This window comes from Christiangramia lutea (genome assembly GCF_022489035.1).
GTDB classification, from domain to species: Bacteria; Bacteroidota; Bacteroidia; order Flavobacteriales; family Flavobacteriaceae; genus Christiangramia; species Christiangramia lutea.
This window is the reverse complement of the sequence record NZ_JAKVTV010000002.1, coordinates 173,182-187,686: the sequence shown is the minus strand read 5'-3', so window position 1 is coordinate 187,686 and position 14,505 is coordinate 173,182. Positions and strand designations below refer to the sequence as shown.

Sequence of the window (14,505 nt, the reverse complement as noted above, 5' to 3'; positions counted from 1 at the left end):
CTAATTTTTAAAAAAGGCTTTTACTTTGGGATCCTGAGACCTTACAAGTTCATCAAAAGACCCTTCTATATAGTTTATACCATCTACGAGTAGAATCATCCTGTTGGAGATAACCCTGGCACAATCCACATCATGAGTTATAATAAGAGAGGATGTATTATAAGTATCCTGAATATTTCGCGTAAGCTGGATGATTTCCTTTGAAGTAATGGGATCTAGCCCTGTGGTAGGTTCATCATACAATATGATCTCAGGTTTAAGAATCAAAGCTCTTGCGAGGGCTACTCTTCTCTGCATTCCTCCGGAAAGTTCAGATGGCATTAGGTCTACGGTATGCTCCAGTCCTACATTCTTCAAAGCTTCCAAAACCAAAGTCTCATTGTCTTCTTTCATCTTGAGTTTCTCCTTATGTCTTCTTAATGGAAATTCAAGATTTTCCCTTACCGTCATAGAATCATACAAGGCACTTCCCTGGAATAAAAATCCAATGTTTGTCCTTAAAAGATCAAGTTCGGCCCTTCCCAGAACCTCAATATCTTCGTCTTTGATCCGGATAACACCACTGTCAGCCTGCATTAAACCAACCAGGCATTTGATCATCACAGACTTTCCTGAACCCTATTTACCCATAACCACAAGATTCTCTCCTTCGAAAAGCTTGAGATTAAAACCATTCAAGACATGTTGATCCCCGAAGGATTTTTTTAGATCCTTGATCTCAAGAATGGGTTCTCTATTAATGATCTTTGTCATCATCCATTAAATATATCAGCTACGAATACAGCTATAAAGTCAATAACAAATAAAAGCATGGAAGTATATACTACTGCTGAATTTGAAGCCTCTCCTACCCCCATAGTCCCCTTTGAACAATAATAGCCTTTGTAACATCCAACCAGGCCTATGGCAAAACCGAAAAAGAAAGTTTTGATGGTTGCAGGTATCAAATCTGCAAAAGTTAGGGCATCAAACACCTGATTGAAATATAAAAGAAAGCTTACCTCCCCCTTTAGATTTTCGATGATCGCCGAACCGAATAAAGCTATGGCATCCCCAATCAAAACAAGCAAAGGCAGCATTAAGGTGGTTGCCACTATCCTGGTTACCACCAGGTACTTAAACGGATTGGTACCAGATACCTCCATCGCGTCTATTTGCTCGGTCACCCTCATAGATCCAAGTTCAGCTCCAATCCCTGAACCAATCTTCCCTGCACAAATTAGAGCGATGATCACAGAACCTATCTCTCTCACAATAGAAATACTAACCATCGAGGGCATCCAGGATTCGGCACCAAACTCCATAAGCGTAGGCCTTGATTGTAGAGTAAACACCAAACCTAGTATAAAGCCTGTGACCCCAACCAGAAGTAGTGATTTATTTCCCATCTGGTAACACTGCCTCAAAAGCTCCTTAAATTCAAATGGCGGTTTAAACACCTCACTGAAGAAACGTCCAGTGAAAATTACTATTCCGCCGGCCTCTTCGAAAAATGCCCTGGTTTTATACCAAATGTTATTTTCCACTACTTTGAAGTTTTACCATATTAAAGATAAACAGATTACAAACCAGTTCAAACATCTGTTTTACAGTGTTTTACATGAGTTTTAGCCTTTATATAAAATTAGAGAGAATATGTTATATACATCTATGACCGATGTCATCGATTCCGGATAAATAGAATTTTCAGGAGATCAACCTTTCCTAAATGAATGTTAAACTATTTCTAAGAAGTTCATGGTCTGCGATAATTGTGACAGGTAAATCTTATATTCTCAAAAAAGTTGAAGATTATGACAACGAAACAATTGGGAAAATCCGGGCTTTATACCTCGCCCATAATATTCGGGGGGAACGTTTTTGGGTGGACCGTAGATGAAAAGGAATCTTTTGACCTACTCGATAGGATTCTGGATATGGGAATTAATCATATAGACTCTGCAGATGTTTATTCTCGTTGGGCCGATGGAAATTCCGGTGGAGAATCTGAGCGCATTCTTGGAAAATATTTCAGAGATAGAGGAAATCGGGATAAAACAATTATTGCTACCAAAGTTGGATCCAGCATGCAACAGGGTGGTGACAAGGATATTTCTAAAACTCATATTATGAGAGCGGTGGAAGATTCCCTTAAAAGGCTTCAAACAGATTATATCGATCTTTATTACACACATTGGGACGACGATAAAACTCCGGTGGAGGAAACCCTTGGAGCTTATGACCAACTGATAAAAGATGGAAAGGTAAGATATATTGGCGCTTCAAACCTAGCTCCAAATCGGCTTAAGGATTCTCTCCAGGCATCAAAAAATAGTGACCTTCCGAAGTATGAGGTTTTCCAACCGGAATATAGCCTGGCTGTGCGTGACAAATTTGAAAAGGAAATTAGAGATATTTGTATGGAAAATGAACTTGGAGTTGCGAGCTACTTTTCTTTGGCGAGTGGATTTTTAACTGGAAAATATAATTCGTTAGAGGAGATAAAAGGCACTAGCAGAGAACCTTTTCTGAAAAATTATTTTGATGAAAGAGGTGACAAGATTTTAAAAGCTTTAAAAGACATTTCTGACCACCATAATAAATCTCAGGCCGGGATCGCATTAAGATGGATCATGCAACGTCCAGGGATTACATCACCTATTGCTAGTGCTACAAGTAATTCACAATTAATATCATTCCAGGAAGCCATGGATATGTCGCTTTCTGATGAGGAAATGGAAAAACTAAATTCTGCAAGCGCATAAATTATTACCAAGGAAAGAAGCAAATATTTATGATTCTCCTTCCTTAACTTCAACTACCTCATACATATTTTTCCCATCAACCTGTACAGGCTGGTAATAAGTTTCGCCATATTTAACAAAGGTCTGTTCGCCTACACGAACTTCTTCTCCTCCTTCTGGAAGATTGGGTACAATTGTACCGGCAGTAGGAGGTACTACCTTGTACATCTCTCCATCCTTTTCATAATAGGTGCCGCCGTAATAGTAATTATTGGTGGTTTCATTAACTTCCACAGTTTGTGTTCCTTCAGGTAATTCCTTTATTTCTGCACCAACAGGCGCCTGAACTACCCGGTATCCATCATCTTCCTGAATATAGTATACTCCCTGATCATAGTGATATCGCTGATTCTCTATACTTATTATTATAGCTGTAGTGGCAAGGCTGGCTACGAAATATCCCCAGGGATGCCAGTATGGTCCCCAGTAAAATGGCCTAAAAGGATGATAGTAATATGGCCTGAAGGCATAAAAACTGAAGCCGCCAAAAATATAAGGAGGTCTAACATAAATTCTACCACTACTTCTCACCCTGGTATTACGAATATTGATATCACGGCTATTATCTATATTGATATTAATGTTATCCCGGCTATTATCTATATTTATTTTATCTCTATCTCGAGGATTCCTGTTTCCTGGTTTTCTATCACCTGTATTCCTATCTCCAGGATTCCGGTTTCCTACCTGATCTCTACCTGTAGAAGGACGATTTGGTGGTCTCTTGACCTCAGACCTATCCAGTTTTTTATCCCTGGCAATATTCCTGGAAGGTACCTTTGTATTTTTTGTTCGCACCGCACCTCCGTTTATAGATCGGTTGGAAGGTTTGGAGAAGTTCCTCGTATTTACGTTTCTTATAGGACGTGAAGGTGCCGGTCTTGCTGCTGGCCTTGACATCTGAGCCCTGCCTCCTCTATTAATTCGCTGAGCCTCTACCTGATGCACAGGAAAAAGAAAAAGAAGCATACAAATTAAAATAGTAAGATATTGGATACGAACTTGAATAGATTTTTTCATAACAGGATATTTTATGATTCAGGATCTAATTCATCCTAATTTGATTTCGTGGTCATAATGGCAATGTTCTTAGCACCTGGTGGAGGTTCAAAAGAAAACATTTCTGTAGGAAGTATTGGGTTAATATCCCAATTAGTAAAATTGACTTGATATTGTTTAAAGTCATCATCTTTATGAATTATGACAAACCTCTCAGGAAGAAAGAAACCATCATTTGTAATCCAGATCTGAAAATTAGTATTCTCATTCACTGCCATAATTTGAAAACAATCGACCCCATTCACATTTTTATTTCCCAGATATTCGATATGATCGAAGTTTACAATAATTGTATCTACGAAATCTGGATAAAAAATATCTGCAGCAGGAAATTCAATTTCAAAGGCATAATTTATACTATCCATCATGGTTACTATATCTGAAGGAGCATCTACTACAGAATAGTTATTTTCCTTAAAGGAATAATACACCAGGGACTCACCATTATACCAGTAGCCCTTGTGCCCATCGGTTCCATTTGAATGCACATGCATTTTATCTGGACCAATCATAAAAACTTCATCTTTCGAAAATTCCTTTACAAGACCATACCTATTTTGTTCAACATCCTGAGAAATATTAGCAGTAAAACTTACTGATTCCAGGCCTCCTATAAAATCAGCCATACGGTCCAGGATTTTTACGGCCATAGTATCAAGAGAAGTTTTCTCTGCCTGACCAAATAAATTAAATGAGAAAAACACAAGTAAAATGGCGATACAAACTTTCTTATTCATAATTTATAAGTTGAAAATTATTGATCTATTTTAAATACAATCCCGCCAGCAATACCGAATTGGTAAATGGTAGAATAACTCGTTAAACCAACATCGGCTCCACCTGTTCCAAAATATAATCCACCTCCCATTGCCTGGACCGCAGATTTAAGATCTGTTTGTATTTTAAAGCCAATTATATCTGAGAACCAATAAATAACTCCTAATTTAGCTCCCCAGGAAAACTTTGTTGCATCCCCACTCATTCCGTTTTCTGGATTTTCTGCAGATACGGCAACTATTCCGGCCATCAACCCAGCAAATCCAACCAAAGAATTATTAGAAAAATTAAAATACCTGTTACCCCCTAACATTATATAATTAATTCCCAAATCAAAATTCGTGTACCTAATGGAAGAATCATTTCTTCGAAAATAACTGGTAGGTCCATCTGTATCCTGTCTAAGGTAAGTTATTTCCAAACCATAATCTGGTCTAAACATATATTCAAGCCCAACACCCCATTGAAGACCTCCTTCAATTTTACCCTCATAAAATTCATTAAAATCAAAATAGGAATCAAAACTATCGTCAAAAACATATCCTCCTTGAATCGAAATATTGATACCCTGAGCGCGAATAGTATAGCTGGTAAGAAAAACGAAAATTACAAAACCTAATAACTTCTTCATACTATAAAGTTGTAATAACAAATCTATTTTTGGACTAAAACTGAAGACTACCTTAAATAGAACGAGGGTGAATAACTATCGGTTATTTGTATAAATATAAACAACTAATTATTAATAGTTTACAAATTTTCAATTTCCTGATATTCTTTAACATCTAAACCTTTACCGAATCGTAACAACAATTTCATAGCCTGTTGCCTTGGAATACGGTGATAAACACATTTTGATTCGGGCATCAGGATTACTTCTCCATTGCTTATTTCAGGAGCATCTGGAATAAAAATGCTCATAATTCCATTCTCACTCTTGTAAGTGATAAAAGCTATATTAAAGCTATCATCTCTTTTCAACAGAATTGAAATCCATTCTTCATCGGTATCTTTATCTTCAGAAAATAATCTGAATTTCAATCTTCTTAAAGGTGGGAAAAGAGTATAAATGGTTTCTTCAAAAGAGGAATTCCATTTTTTCAAGAGTCCTAAATGGATCAAATATCCACTGATAAAACAAACAATTAGAATAAAAATGATTCCAAGTAAACCAATCGTTGCTGTTCCAAAAATCGTTTCTATACCTAAAGAAGTTGCCATTTTATGAACAACCGGCCTAACCATATTGATTGCCTTAATAACAATCACAATAAGAACCACTAAAGGAAAAAGGAAAAGTAATCCTCCCACTATTAAAGCGCGAAAAGTATTCTTGAAAGCTGACATGCCTGAAATGAATTAACAGCTTAATATAATTCAAAAATTTGATTTACAGGGTTTAACGGTTTTAATTAAATATTTAAAAAACAAAAGCCCCCATCAAAATTAATTGATGAGGGCTTTAATTGATTTATCTGGAATTTATATCATTTCTAATTTTTTAACGAGTTCTTCAAGGTTTAAACTTAACTGGTCTCCAGATTTCATATATTTTAATGTGAACTTTTCATTATTCATTTCTTCTTCACCTGCAAGTACGGTATATGGAATTTCTCTTTTATCAGCATACTTCATCTGTTTACCCATTTTAGCTGAATCTGGGTAAAGTTCTGCTACAATACCTTCCCTTCGAAGGGCACTAACCGCCTTCATTGCATAAAGCGCCTCACTTTCACCGAAATTGATAAAAAGCACCTTAGTGTTCTCTGTTACCGTTTTAGGGAATAGATCCAATTCTTCAATTACAAGGTAGATCCTGTCCAATCCGAAAGAGATTCCAATCCCGCTCATGTTCTTTAAACCGAAAATACCGGTTAGATCATCATAGCGACCACCTCCACCAATAGAGCCCATCTTTACTTTATCTGGAGCTGCAACCTCATAGATAGCACCCGTATAATAATTGAGGCCACGCGCAAGGGTGACGTCCAAATCTAATTTTGCTGTTTTTAAAGGCATGGCTTCAATTGCATTTTGAATAAATTGAAGTTCTTCAATACCTCTTTGCCCAATTTCCGATCCTTCCAGGATCCTTTTTAAAACTTCGATCTTTTTAGCAAAATCACCTTTCAGATTAAAGATAGGCTGGATTTTATCCAAAGCCTCTTCAGAAATACTCTTTTCACGCATTTCCTTTTTAACGCCTTCTTCGCCAATCTTATCAAGTTTATCGAGTGCTACTGTAAAATCAATAAGTTTATCCTGCTCCCCTATCACTTCGGCAAAACCTGACAGCACTTTTCTATTATTAATTTTTATGGTAACACCATTCAGCTGCAGTTTTGAAAACACAGCATCATAGAGCTGAACAAATTCAACTTCCTGCCACAGACTTTTACTTCCAACAACATCTGCATCACATTGAAAAAACTCTCTAAATCTACCTTTCTGAGGACGATCTGCTCGCCATACAGGCTGGATCTGGTAACGCTTAAACGGAAATTCTATTTCATTTTGATGCTGCACCACATATCTGGCAAAAGGAACTGTAAGATCGTAGCGCAAGGCTTTTTCGCTAATTGAGGAAGTAAGCTTATTACTGTCATTTTCAGCCAGGGCATTTTTATCAGCTTTCTTCAGAAAATCCCCAGAATTTAAAATCTTAAAGATCAGTCGGTCACCTTCATCCCCATACTTTCCCATGAGGGTAGAGGAATTCTCAAAACTGGGGGTTTCAATCGGTTGAAATCCAAATCTTTTAAATTCTGACTGAATCGTTTCAAAAATATAATTTCTCTTAGCGACTTCTTCCGGAGAAAAATCTCTTGTACCCTTTGGTATTGATGGTTTTTGTGCCATGATCTGTTTTAAGCTGAATTTGCTATTTCGGACTGCAAATATCTTAATTTTTAAGCGAACCCAAACAAAATTGAAATTTTAAGTAACAAAGTTCTAATTTTATAGTCTAACCGGTAAGCCAGAAAATTCAATCAATGTTTTCATTATTTCGGGAAAATATAAGGATCGCCCTGAATTCCATAAAAAATCAATCATTAAGAACAATTCTTACGGTTCTTATCATTGCTATTGGAATTACCGCACTTGTTGGGATTTTAAGTGCCGTAGCGGCTTTGGAAAACACCATTAGCAAGGATTTTGCTTCTATGGGCGCCAATACTTTTAACCTTCAGCGTTACGAGTTCAGGACCCAGAGTTCCCGAAATGAGGATAGAAAGATTAATCCAGTGATTAGCTATCGTGAAGTCAAGGAGTTTGAAGAGAAGTTTAAATATCCTTATACTGAAACTGCTATTTCTTTCACCGGCACCTCTACTGCCGAAATTAAATATCAGAATGAAAAGACAGATCCCGAAATCTCGGTAATGGGTGTAAACCAATATTACCTTGAAAACTCCGGGCTTGAGGTGGAAGAAGGTCGTGAATTCAATGTATTCGATATTGAGAACAATAATAATGTAGCGGTGATAGGATCAGACTTTAAGGACGGGATCTTTAAAGGATTTGATCCTGTAAACAGAACCATTAGTATTCGCGGAGCAAAATTTAAGGTTATCGGAGTGTTGGAGTCCAAAGGAAGTACTTTCGGAAATAACCAGGACCTAAGAGTTTTCATACCAATCCAGCATGCCCGCTCCATTTTCTCGCAGCCCAATATCAATTACAGCCTGAGTGTTAAAGTTGAAAACAAAGATCTTTTGGACACTGCCATGGATGAAGCTATCATTACATTCAGAAATATTCGTGGACTAAACCCTAAGGAAGAAAATAATTTTGGGCTTGAGCGAAGTGATGATTTAATCAATCGAATTTTATCCATTACCGGAGCCTTGAATATAGCGGCCTGGATCATTTCAATTATCACCATTTTCGGGTCATCGATCGCGCTTATGAATATTATGCTGGTAACCGTAACTGAAAGAACCCGGGAAATTGGAGTTCGCAAGGCACTTGGTGCAAAAAACAACACCATAGCAACCCAGTTTTTCCTAGAGACACTGGTAATTGGTCAGATTGGCGGTATACTAGGTATACTTTTAGGAATAGGAATAGGCTTTGCGGTTTCCAGTTCCCTGGATTTTGCGTTTACTACGCCCTGGAAAGCAATGTTATGGGCTACGGGTATCACTATCCTGGTGGCCATACTAGCCGGAAGTTATCCTGCCGCGAAAGCTGCAAAACAGGATCCTATAGAGTCGCTCAGGTATGAATAATTAAATAATTTATCAATGAAACAATTCAAAAATTGATTCTTTGTTTTATTAATTCATTGCTAAAACAATTCCAGGTTATCCTTCAACTACATCTTGAAAATAGCTATAGAGCTCCCCTTTAGTAATATTCGCGCCCTGTTTGATTAAAGCGAATATATCTTTATTTCTGTCATCACTTATGGCCTTTGTAGAAGTATATATATTCACCGTATCATCCATAAGATTAGTTTGTAGCCATTGATATCCTTCACGGGTGGTAATATCTATAGCTTCATTTTCAACCTTTACCGCAATTAATTCGATAGTAGCCGCCGTAATTCTAAAAAGAAAAATCTGGTTTGGTGAAAAATGCTCCAGGTATTCCACCTTATTTAAAACCCCTTCCCAGACAAGATCACTGAAAACATCCAGTTCTTCTTCAGCTGTTTCTGGTTTTTCCTTTTTAATTTGTTCCCACTCATCGGCAGTAATAGATTGCGTTGCCAGGAAATTTATAAATTCCTGGTGCATTTCTTCTAACTGCTCCTTTGTTAATCTTGCGTATTTCATTCTTGATTATAAATACAAAAGCCCACTCATATTATGAGCAGGCTTTTTGCTATGAGTAAAATAAATTAAGCTTCTCCTACAACGTCGAAGGTAAAGTTAGAAACTACTTCACGGTGAAAACGCAAAGTTGCTTCATACTGTCCTAAACGCTTGATGTTACCACCGGCGATGCTAATATATTTCTTTTCGATCTCTACACCTTCTTTAGCAAGGGCATCAGCTAGATCACCGTTAGTGATAGAACCGAATAACTTATCACCTGCACCTGCCTTAGCAGTAAGCTTAATTTCAAGGTTATTAAGTTTTTCAGCCTGTTTCTTAGCTTCGTCAATGTGCTTTTGCTCTTTATAGGCGCGCTGCTTCAAAGTTTCTTGCAAAACTTTTCTAGCAGAAGGAGTAGCTAGTTCAGCATATCCTTGTGGAATAAGATAATTTCTACCGTAACCGTTCTTTACGGTTACAACATCATCTGTAAATCCTAAATTATCTACGTCTTTTTTAAGTATCACTTCCATAACTGCCTCTTTTTATTTTAATAAATCACCTACGTAAGGCATTAATGCTAAGTGACGAGCACGCTTAACGGCTGTAGCCACTTTTCTCTGAAACTTCAAAGAAGTACCTGTTAAACGACGAGGCAACAATTTACCCTGTTCATTAACAAATCCCATTAAGAAATCTGGATCTTTATAATCTACGTACTTAATACCAGATCTTTTGAATCTACAGTATTTCTTAGCTTTGGTTGTTTCTATATTCAGAGGAGTAAGATACCTGATCTCTCCGTCTTTCTTTCCTTTTGCTTGTTGTTCAATAGATGTTGCCATGATTACGCTTTTTCCTTGTTACGTTTTCTTCTTTTCTCAGCCCAAGCTACTGCATGCTTATCTAACTTTACAGTTAGGTAACGCATCATACGCTCGTCTCTTCTGAATTCCAATTCTAAAGGCTCAATAGCTTCACCTGGAGCTTTGAATTCAAATAAGTGATAAAAACCACTTTTCTTGTGTTGGATTGCATAAGCCAGTTTTCTTAGGCCCCAATCTTCTTTAGCTACCATCTCAGCCCCTTTCGAAACAAGAAAATCTTCGTATTTCTTAACTGTCTCCTTTATCTGCTCATCAGATAAAACGGGATTCAAGATGAAAACAGTTTCATAATTGTTCATAAAATTATTCTTTAAATTAAATCGGGTGCAAAAATATAATTAATAATCCATATTTCAAAGCATATTACTAATGATAAAATATGATTAATGTAGGTGAAAAATTATTTTACCTTGTATTTCTTAATTTTAATAAGTAATATTGTTAGGACTAACCTATTAACCGTGGAAGAAATATTACTCAAATGTGCTGTGGTAGATGATTCTAGCCTCCAGAGGCTCTCAATTGTAAAATTGATTAAAGATCATCCAAACCTTAAACTCGTTGCAGAATATAATAATGCTATTGAAACAAAAAACGGTCTCTTAGATACAGAAACCGATCTTATATTTCTGGACATCGAGATGCCTATACTTTCCGGTTTTGAACTTCTGGATAACCTCCCAAACAAACCTCAAATAATCTTTGTAACGGGAAAAACCAAGTATGCATTTAAGGCTTTCGATTATGATGCTGTAGATTATATTCATAAACCAGTTACTAAAGACAGGTTTAATAACGCGGTTAGTAAAGCCGTAAATCTATATAAGTTAAAGCACCAAACAGCCGCTCCTGAAGATGACGATTTCATCTTTGTAAAAAGCAACCTGAAGAATAGAAAAGTGTTCCTGAGTAAACTGAAATACATTCAGGCCCTGGGAGATTATGTGAAATTTGTAACCGAAAAGGATAATTTTGTGGTTCTTGCAACCATGAAATCTTTTGAAAAGCAATTACCAAGCGAAAGATTCCTTAGAACGCACAAGTCTTACATTGTGAATCTCGACAAGATTGAAAGATACAATAGTAAAAATATTGAAATAGATAAAGAGAAACTACCTCTTAGCCGACATAAAAAGGCAAATCTAGTGGAAGCACTTAGTGCGATTCAATAGAAGATTATATACTTTATGATAAATGGAGCCACTTTTATAGTGGCTTTTTTATTGTGGATCCACATTAACCACTACCCTAACCGATCTATAAACCCCAATAGCCCGGAAACTTGATAAAATTCTATGCACCATCTTTTTAGTCTTTCCAAGGGATTGTTTTTTAGGGATTTTTATTAGAATATTTTTATAGTATTCATTTCTAATCCTGGCTACTGGAGGAAACTCCGGCCCTAACACATATCGGTCAAAAACATTTTCGAGTGCACGAGCAAGCCACTCAGCGGCTTCATTCGTTTTAGAATAATCACGGCATTTCAGGGTAAGCCTTATTAACCTGAAATATGGAGGATACTGGTACTGGTACCTTTCTTCCAGCTGTTCAGCATACATTCCTTTGAAATCACCGGTAGACACTTGTTGAATGATCTGGTGATGTGGATTGTATGTTTGAATTAGAACTTTTCCTCTTTTCTGGGTTCTTCCCGATCTTCCCGCAACCTGAAGCATTAACTGAAAACTTCTTTCATGAGCTCGAAAATCAGGAAAATTAAGGAGATTATCGGCGTTCATGATCCCGACCAAGCTTACTTTTCTAAAGTCAAGTCCTTTGGTAAGCATCTGTGTACCTATCAAAATATCGATCTCTTCATTTTCGAATGCTGTGATTATCTTTTCATAGGCGTGCTTACCACGTGTTGTATCCTGGTCCATTCTTCCAATCTTTTGATCGGGGAAAAGAGCCTTTAATTCTGTTTCCACCTGTTCGGTTCCAAAGCCCTTTGTGGTAATTTCATTGCTGCTACAGGCCATACATTGATTTTGCATGGCAATATGATATCCACAATAATGACAGCGCAACTGATTATTATGACTATGATAAGTTAAACTTACATCGCAATTAGGACATTGCGGAGAATGACCACAGGTATTGCATTCCATAATTGGTGAAAAGCCCCTTCGGTTTTGAAAAAGGATCACCTGCTCACCTTCCTTAATACTTTCCTTGATCTCTTCAATAAGCCTTTCAGAAAAATGCCCTATCATCCTTTTTTTCCTATGAGCAGTTTTTATATCTACCACTTCTACTTCCGGCATAAGAACATTACCGTATCTACGATTCAGCTCAACCAGGGCATATTTATTATGTTCGGCATTAAAATAAGATTCAATTGAGGGAGTTGCAGATCCAAGGATGATATTGGCCTGAAACATATTTGCCAGCACAACTGCCGCATCACGAGCGTGGTAACGCGGCGCAGGATCAAATTGTTTAAATGTAGATTCATGCTCTTCATCAACCACTATTAAGCCCAGATCCCTAAATGGTAGGAAGATGCAAGACCGCGCTCCTATCACAATCTTGCCCTTTTCTGTATTTTCCAGAACCTTATTATAAATCTCTACTCTCTCATTTAGAGAATATTTACTATGATAGACCAATACCTTATCACCAAAATAATTCTGAAGCCTTTTTATGAGCTGAGTAGTAAGAGCTATTTCCGGCAAGAGGTACAAAGCCTGTTTCCCTTTATTAATTGCCCGCTCGATAAGTTTTATATAAATCTCGGTTTTACCTGAAGATGTCACGCCATGGAGAAGGCAAACTTTATCTTCTGAAAAATTCTGATTTATTTCATTGAAAGCTTTTTCCTGGAACTGGTTAAATTTTATCTCATGTGAATTTATTTCACCGGTAAATGTTACCCGATCTACTTCCCCGTAAAACTCCTCTAGTATATCTTTATCGATAAGACTCTTTATAACACCGGCACTAGCACCCGATTCATTGAGCAATTTTTTAACCTTTAAAGGTTTTTTAGACTTGGCCGTAAGAGAGAAATAGGTAAATAAAACTTCTCTTTGTTTCGGAGCTCGAGAAAGCTCATCAAGAAGCTTATGCATTTCACTTTCAGCCTCAAAAGCAGGATTCAACTTAACGAACCTTATCTCCTTCGGTTTGAATTGCTCATAAATTTCCTGGTTCAAATCTATTAGTTGCCGGCTTACAAGTTTATTAAGAATAGGTAAGACTTTTTTACTATCCAGCAATTGCTCTATCTCCTGAATCTTCATTGAAGATTGTCGCTGCAAAGCCTCGACTATTAAAAATTCATCATCAGAAAGCTCTTCAAAATCTGTATTAATTTCACTTGAAAGCTTAACTATACTTTCACTTTCAAGTAGAAATGCACCAGGCAATGCCGCACGCATAACTTCACCTTCTGTACATAAATAATAGGTAGCTAACCAAGACCAAAATTTTAACTGATCATTGGTAAGCAAGGGCTCTTCATCAAGGATCTGGTGAATGGGTTTTGCTTCATAAACTTCCGGAGGATTCTGGTGAATCAACGCGACAATTCCAGTATATATCCTATTTTTACCGAATTGCACAGCTAATCGCATTCCTGGCTGAATAAATTGCGCCTCCTCTTCGGTTAAACTATAAGTAAACCTGTTATCTAAGGGCAAGGGAAGAATAAGGTCGGCGAAATAGGGCATTTACAAAGTTTGGTTAAATGAAAAAAACTGTTCTTAATTCAACTTGCTTGATAACTCTAAGATTCAAAAATATTAAGAATCTTTAGTTATTCGATAGCAAGAATGAAAGTTTAAGAACAGCTTTCGGTATTTAAAATACTATTCGGCTCTACGCCACTCTTTAGTTTTATAGAAAAAAGAAATATAACCCCTTACGATTAAAATATCTGGATCATCCTCATCTAGCCAGATCTTACATCGATATTTTTTACCAGTCTTAGGATCTACGATAGTGCCACCTACATACTCATCTCCATCTTTTTTCAAGCCTTTCATTATCTCCAGGCCCTGAACAGGTTCATCTTTAAGCACTCCCTCACATTTAGTACAAAGTCGATCACGATCTTCTTTCTTCACAATATGATCTACTTTGCCGTAGATCTTATCTCCTTTTTCATAAACCTCCACAATAGAATTTACCTTACCTTCTTCATTCCTGTTTTCCCATTTCCCAAGCACAGATTGCGCCTGTATAGACGGTATTAAAAAAAGTATGAGTAATAATAATGGAAGTTGTCTCATA

The 14,505-nt window shown here is 37.0% G+C and carries 15 protein-coding genes and 1 pseudogene; 3 read left to right on the top strand and 13 right to left on the bottom strand.

The window, feature by feature from the left end; translation table 11 throughout:
- Both ML462_RS07150 and ML462_RS07140 read right to left on the bottom strand, forming a co-directional pair.
- A pseudogene (locus ML462_RS07150) lies at window positions 1-756 on the bottom strand (ABC transporter ATP-binding protein).
- Window positions 753-1,526, bottom strand: coding sequence for an MlaE family ABC transporter permease (locus tag ML462_RS07140; protein WP_423738474.1), 774 nt, complete (start codon window positions 1,524-1,526; stop codon window positions 753-755). The pseudogene ML462_RS07150 and the gene ML462_RS07140 overlap by 4 nt, the downstream one beginning before the upstream one ends.
- Window positions 1,527-1,793: 267 nt before the next feature.
- Between ML462_RS07140 and ML462_RS07135 the strand changes: the two genes are divergently transcribed.
- Window positions 1,794-2,744 carry an aldo/keto reductase gene (locus ML462_RS07135; protein WP_240713121.1) on the top strand — a complete coding sequence of 317 codons (951 nt, stop codon included), beginning with the start codon at window positions 1,794-1,796 and terminating at the stop codon, window positions 2,742-2,744.
- Between the two features lie 27 nt (window positions 2,745-2,771).
- Here the strand turns inward: ML462_RS07135 and ML462_RS07130 are convergent, their stop codons facing one another.
- The 5 genes from ML462_RS07130 to hisS form a co-directional block, all read right to left on the bottom strand.
- Entirely contained in the window at window positions 2,772-3,803 is a 1,032-nt protein-coding gene (locus tag ML462_RS07130) for a DUF6515 family protein (protein ID WP_240713120.1), read from the bottom strand.
- Between the two features lie 35 nt (window positions 3,804-3,838).
- Entirely contained in the window at window positions 3,839-4,579 is a 741-nt protein-coding gene (locus ML462_RS07125) for a DUF2092 domain-containing protein (RefSeq protein ID WP_240713119.1), read from the bottom strand.
- A 17-nt stretch (window positions 4,580-4,596) separates the two neighbouring features.
- Entirely contained in the window at window positions 4,597-5,250 is a 654-nt protein-coding gene (locus tag ML462_RS07120; protein WP_240713118.1) for a hypothetical protein, read from the bottom strand.
- A gap of 119 nt (window positions 5,251-5,369) precedes the next feature.
- Window positions 5,370-5,966, bottom strand: a complete 597-nt coding sequence (locus ML462_RS07115; RefSeq protein ID WP_240713117.1) for a DUF502 domain-containing protein — start codon at window positions 5,964-5,966, stop codon at window positions 5,370-5,372.
- Between the two features lie 135 nt (window positions 5,967-6,101).
- Complete coding sequence (gene hisS / locus ML462_RS07110) at window positions 6,102-7,478, bottom strand: histidine--tRNA ligase (RefSeq protein ID WP_240713116.1); 1,377 nt, start codon at window positions 7,476-7,478, stop codon at window positions 6,102-6,104.
- Between the two features lie 134 nt (window positions 7,479-7,612).
- Here hisS and ML462_RS07105 point away from each other — a divergent pair, with 134 nt between their 5' ends.
- Window positions 7,613-8,851: an ABC transporter permease gene (locus tag ML462_RS07105; protein WP_240713115.1), complete on the top strand. Its 1,239-nt coding sequence runs from the start codon at window positions 7,613-7,615 to the stop codon at window positions 8,849-8,851.
- A 75-nt stretch (window positions 8,852-8,926) separates the two neighbouring features.
- On the opposite strand, the gene ML462_RS07100 is transcribed toward ML462_RS07105, so the two are convergent.
- The 4 genes from ML462_RS07100 to rpsF all read right to left on the bottom strand — a co-directional run bounded on the left by ML462_RS07100 (window position 8,927) and on the right by rpsF (window position 10,568).
- Window positions 8,927-9,400, bottom strand: coding sequence for a DUF6495 family protein (locus tag ML462_RS07100; RefSeq protein ID WP_240713114.1), 474 nt, complete (start codon window positions 9,398-9,400; stop codon window positions 8,927-8,929).
- Between the two features lie 65 nt (window positions 9,401-9,465).
- Entirely contained in the window at window positions 9,466-9,915 is a 450-nt protein-coding gene (gene rplI / locus ML462_RS07095) for a 50S ribosomal protein L9 (protein WP_240713113.1), read from the bottom strand.
- A 12-nt stretch (window positions 9,916-9,927) separates the two neighbouring features.
- Window positions 9,928-10,227 carry a 30S ribosomal protein S18 gene (rpsR, locus tag ML462_RS07090; protein WP_026916063.1) on the bottom strand — a complete coding sequence of 100 codons (300 nt, stop codon included), beginning with the start codon at window positions 10,225-10,227 and terminating at the stop codon, window positions 9,928-9,930.
- A 2-nt stretch (window positions 10,228-10,229) separates the two neighbouring features.
- Entirely contained in the window at window positions 10,230-10,568 is a 339-nt protein-coding gene (gene rpsF / locus ML462_RS07085; RefSeq protein ID WP_240713112.1) for a 30S ribosomal protein S6, read from the bottom strand.
- A gap of 162 nt (window positions 10,569-10,730) precedes the next feature.
- Here rpsF and ML462_RS07080 point away from each other — a divergent pair, with 162 nt between their 5' ends.
- Complete coding sequence (locus ML462_RS07080; RefSeq protein WP_240713111.1) at window positions 10,731-11,441, top strand: LytR/AlgR family response regulator transcription factor; 711 nt, start codon at window positions 10,731-10,733, stop codon at window positions 11,439-11,441.
- Window positions 11,442-11,489: 48 nt separating this feature from the next.
- Here ML462_RS07080 and priA read toward each other — a convergent pair whose 3' ends face one another.
- Both priA and ML462_RS07070 read right to left on the bottom strand, forming a co-directional pair.
- Window positions 11,490-13,943, bottom strand: a complete 2,454-nt coding sequence (priA, locus tag ML462_RS07075; protein ID WP_240713110.1) for a replication restart helicase PriA — start codon at window positions 13,941-13,943, stop codon at window positions 11,490-11,492.
- Between the two features lie 138 nt (window positions 13,944-14,081).
- The gene (locus tag ML462_RS07070; RefSeq protein ID WP_240713109.1) at window positions 14,082-14,504 is read right to left on the bottom strand and encodes a DUF2147 domain-containing protein; all 423 of its coding nucleotides are present in this window, start codon (window positions 14,502-14,504) and stop codon (window positions 14,082-14,084) included.
- Between the last annotated feature and the right edge of the window lies 1 nt (window position 14,505).

Bases quoted from the DNA above. Each gene is read 5' to 3' on its own strand.
- ML462_RS07135 (WP_240713121.1), top strand. From the start codon at position 1,794: ATGACAACGAAACAATTGGGAAAATCCGGGCTTTATACCTCGCCCATA.
- ML462_RS07130 (WP_240713120.1), bottom strand. From the start codon at position 3,803: ATGAAAAAATCTATTCAAGTTCGTATCCAATATCTTACTATTTTAATT.
- ML462_RS07125 (WP_240713119.1), bottom strand. From the start codon at position 4,579: ATGAATAAGAAAGTTTGTATCGCCATTTTACTTGTGTTTTTCTCATTT.
- ML462_RS07120 (WP_240713118.1), bottom strand. From the start codon at position 5,250: ATGAAGAAGTTATTAGGTTTTGTAATTTTCGTTTTTCTTACCAGCTAT.
- ML462_RS07115 (WP_240713117.1), bottom strand. From the start codon at position 5,966: ATGTCAGCTTTCAAGAATACTTTTCGCGCTTTAATAGTGGGAGGATTA.
- hisS (WP_240713116.1), bottom strand. From the start codon at position 7,478: ATGGCACAAAAACCATCAATACCAAAGGGTACAAGAGATTTTTCTCCG.
- ML462_RS07105 (WP_240713115.1), top strand. From the start codon at position 7,613: ATGTTTTCATTATTTCGGGAAAATATAAGGATCGCCCTGAATTCCATA.
- ML462_RS07100 (WP_240713114.1), bottom strand. From the start codon at position 9,400: ATGAAATACGCAAGATTAACAAAGGAGCAGTTAGAAGAAATGCACCAG.
- rplI (WP_240713113.1), bottom strand. From the start codon at position 9,915: ATGGAAGTGATACTTAAAAAAGACGTAGATAATTTAGGATTTACAGAT.
- rpsR (WP_026916063.1), bottom strand. From the start codon at position 10,227: ATGGCAACATCTATTGAACAACAAGCAAAAGGAAAGAAAGACGGAGAG.
- rpsF (WP_240713112.1), bottom strand. From the start codon at position 10,568: ATGAACAATTATGAAACTGTTTTCATCTTGAATCCCGTTTTATCTGAT.
- priA (WP_240713110.1), bottom strand. From the start codon at position 13,943: ATGCCCTATTTCGCCGACCTTATTCTTCCCTTGCCCTTAGATAACAGG.
- ML462_RS07070 (WP_240713109.1), bottom strand. From the start codon at position 14,504: ATGAGACAACTTCCATTATTATTACTCATACTTTTTTTAATACCGTCT.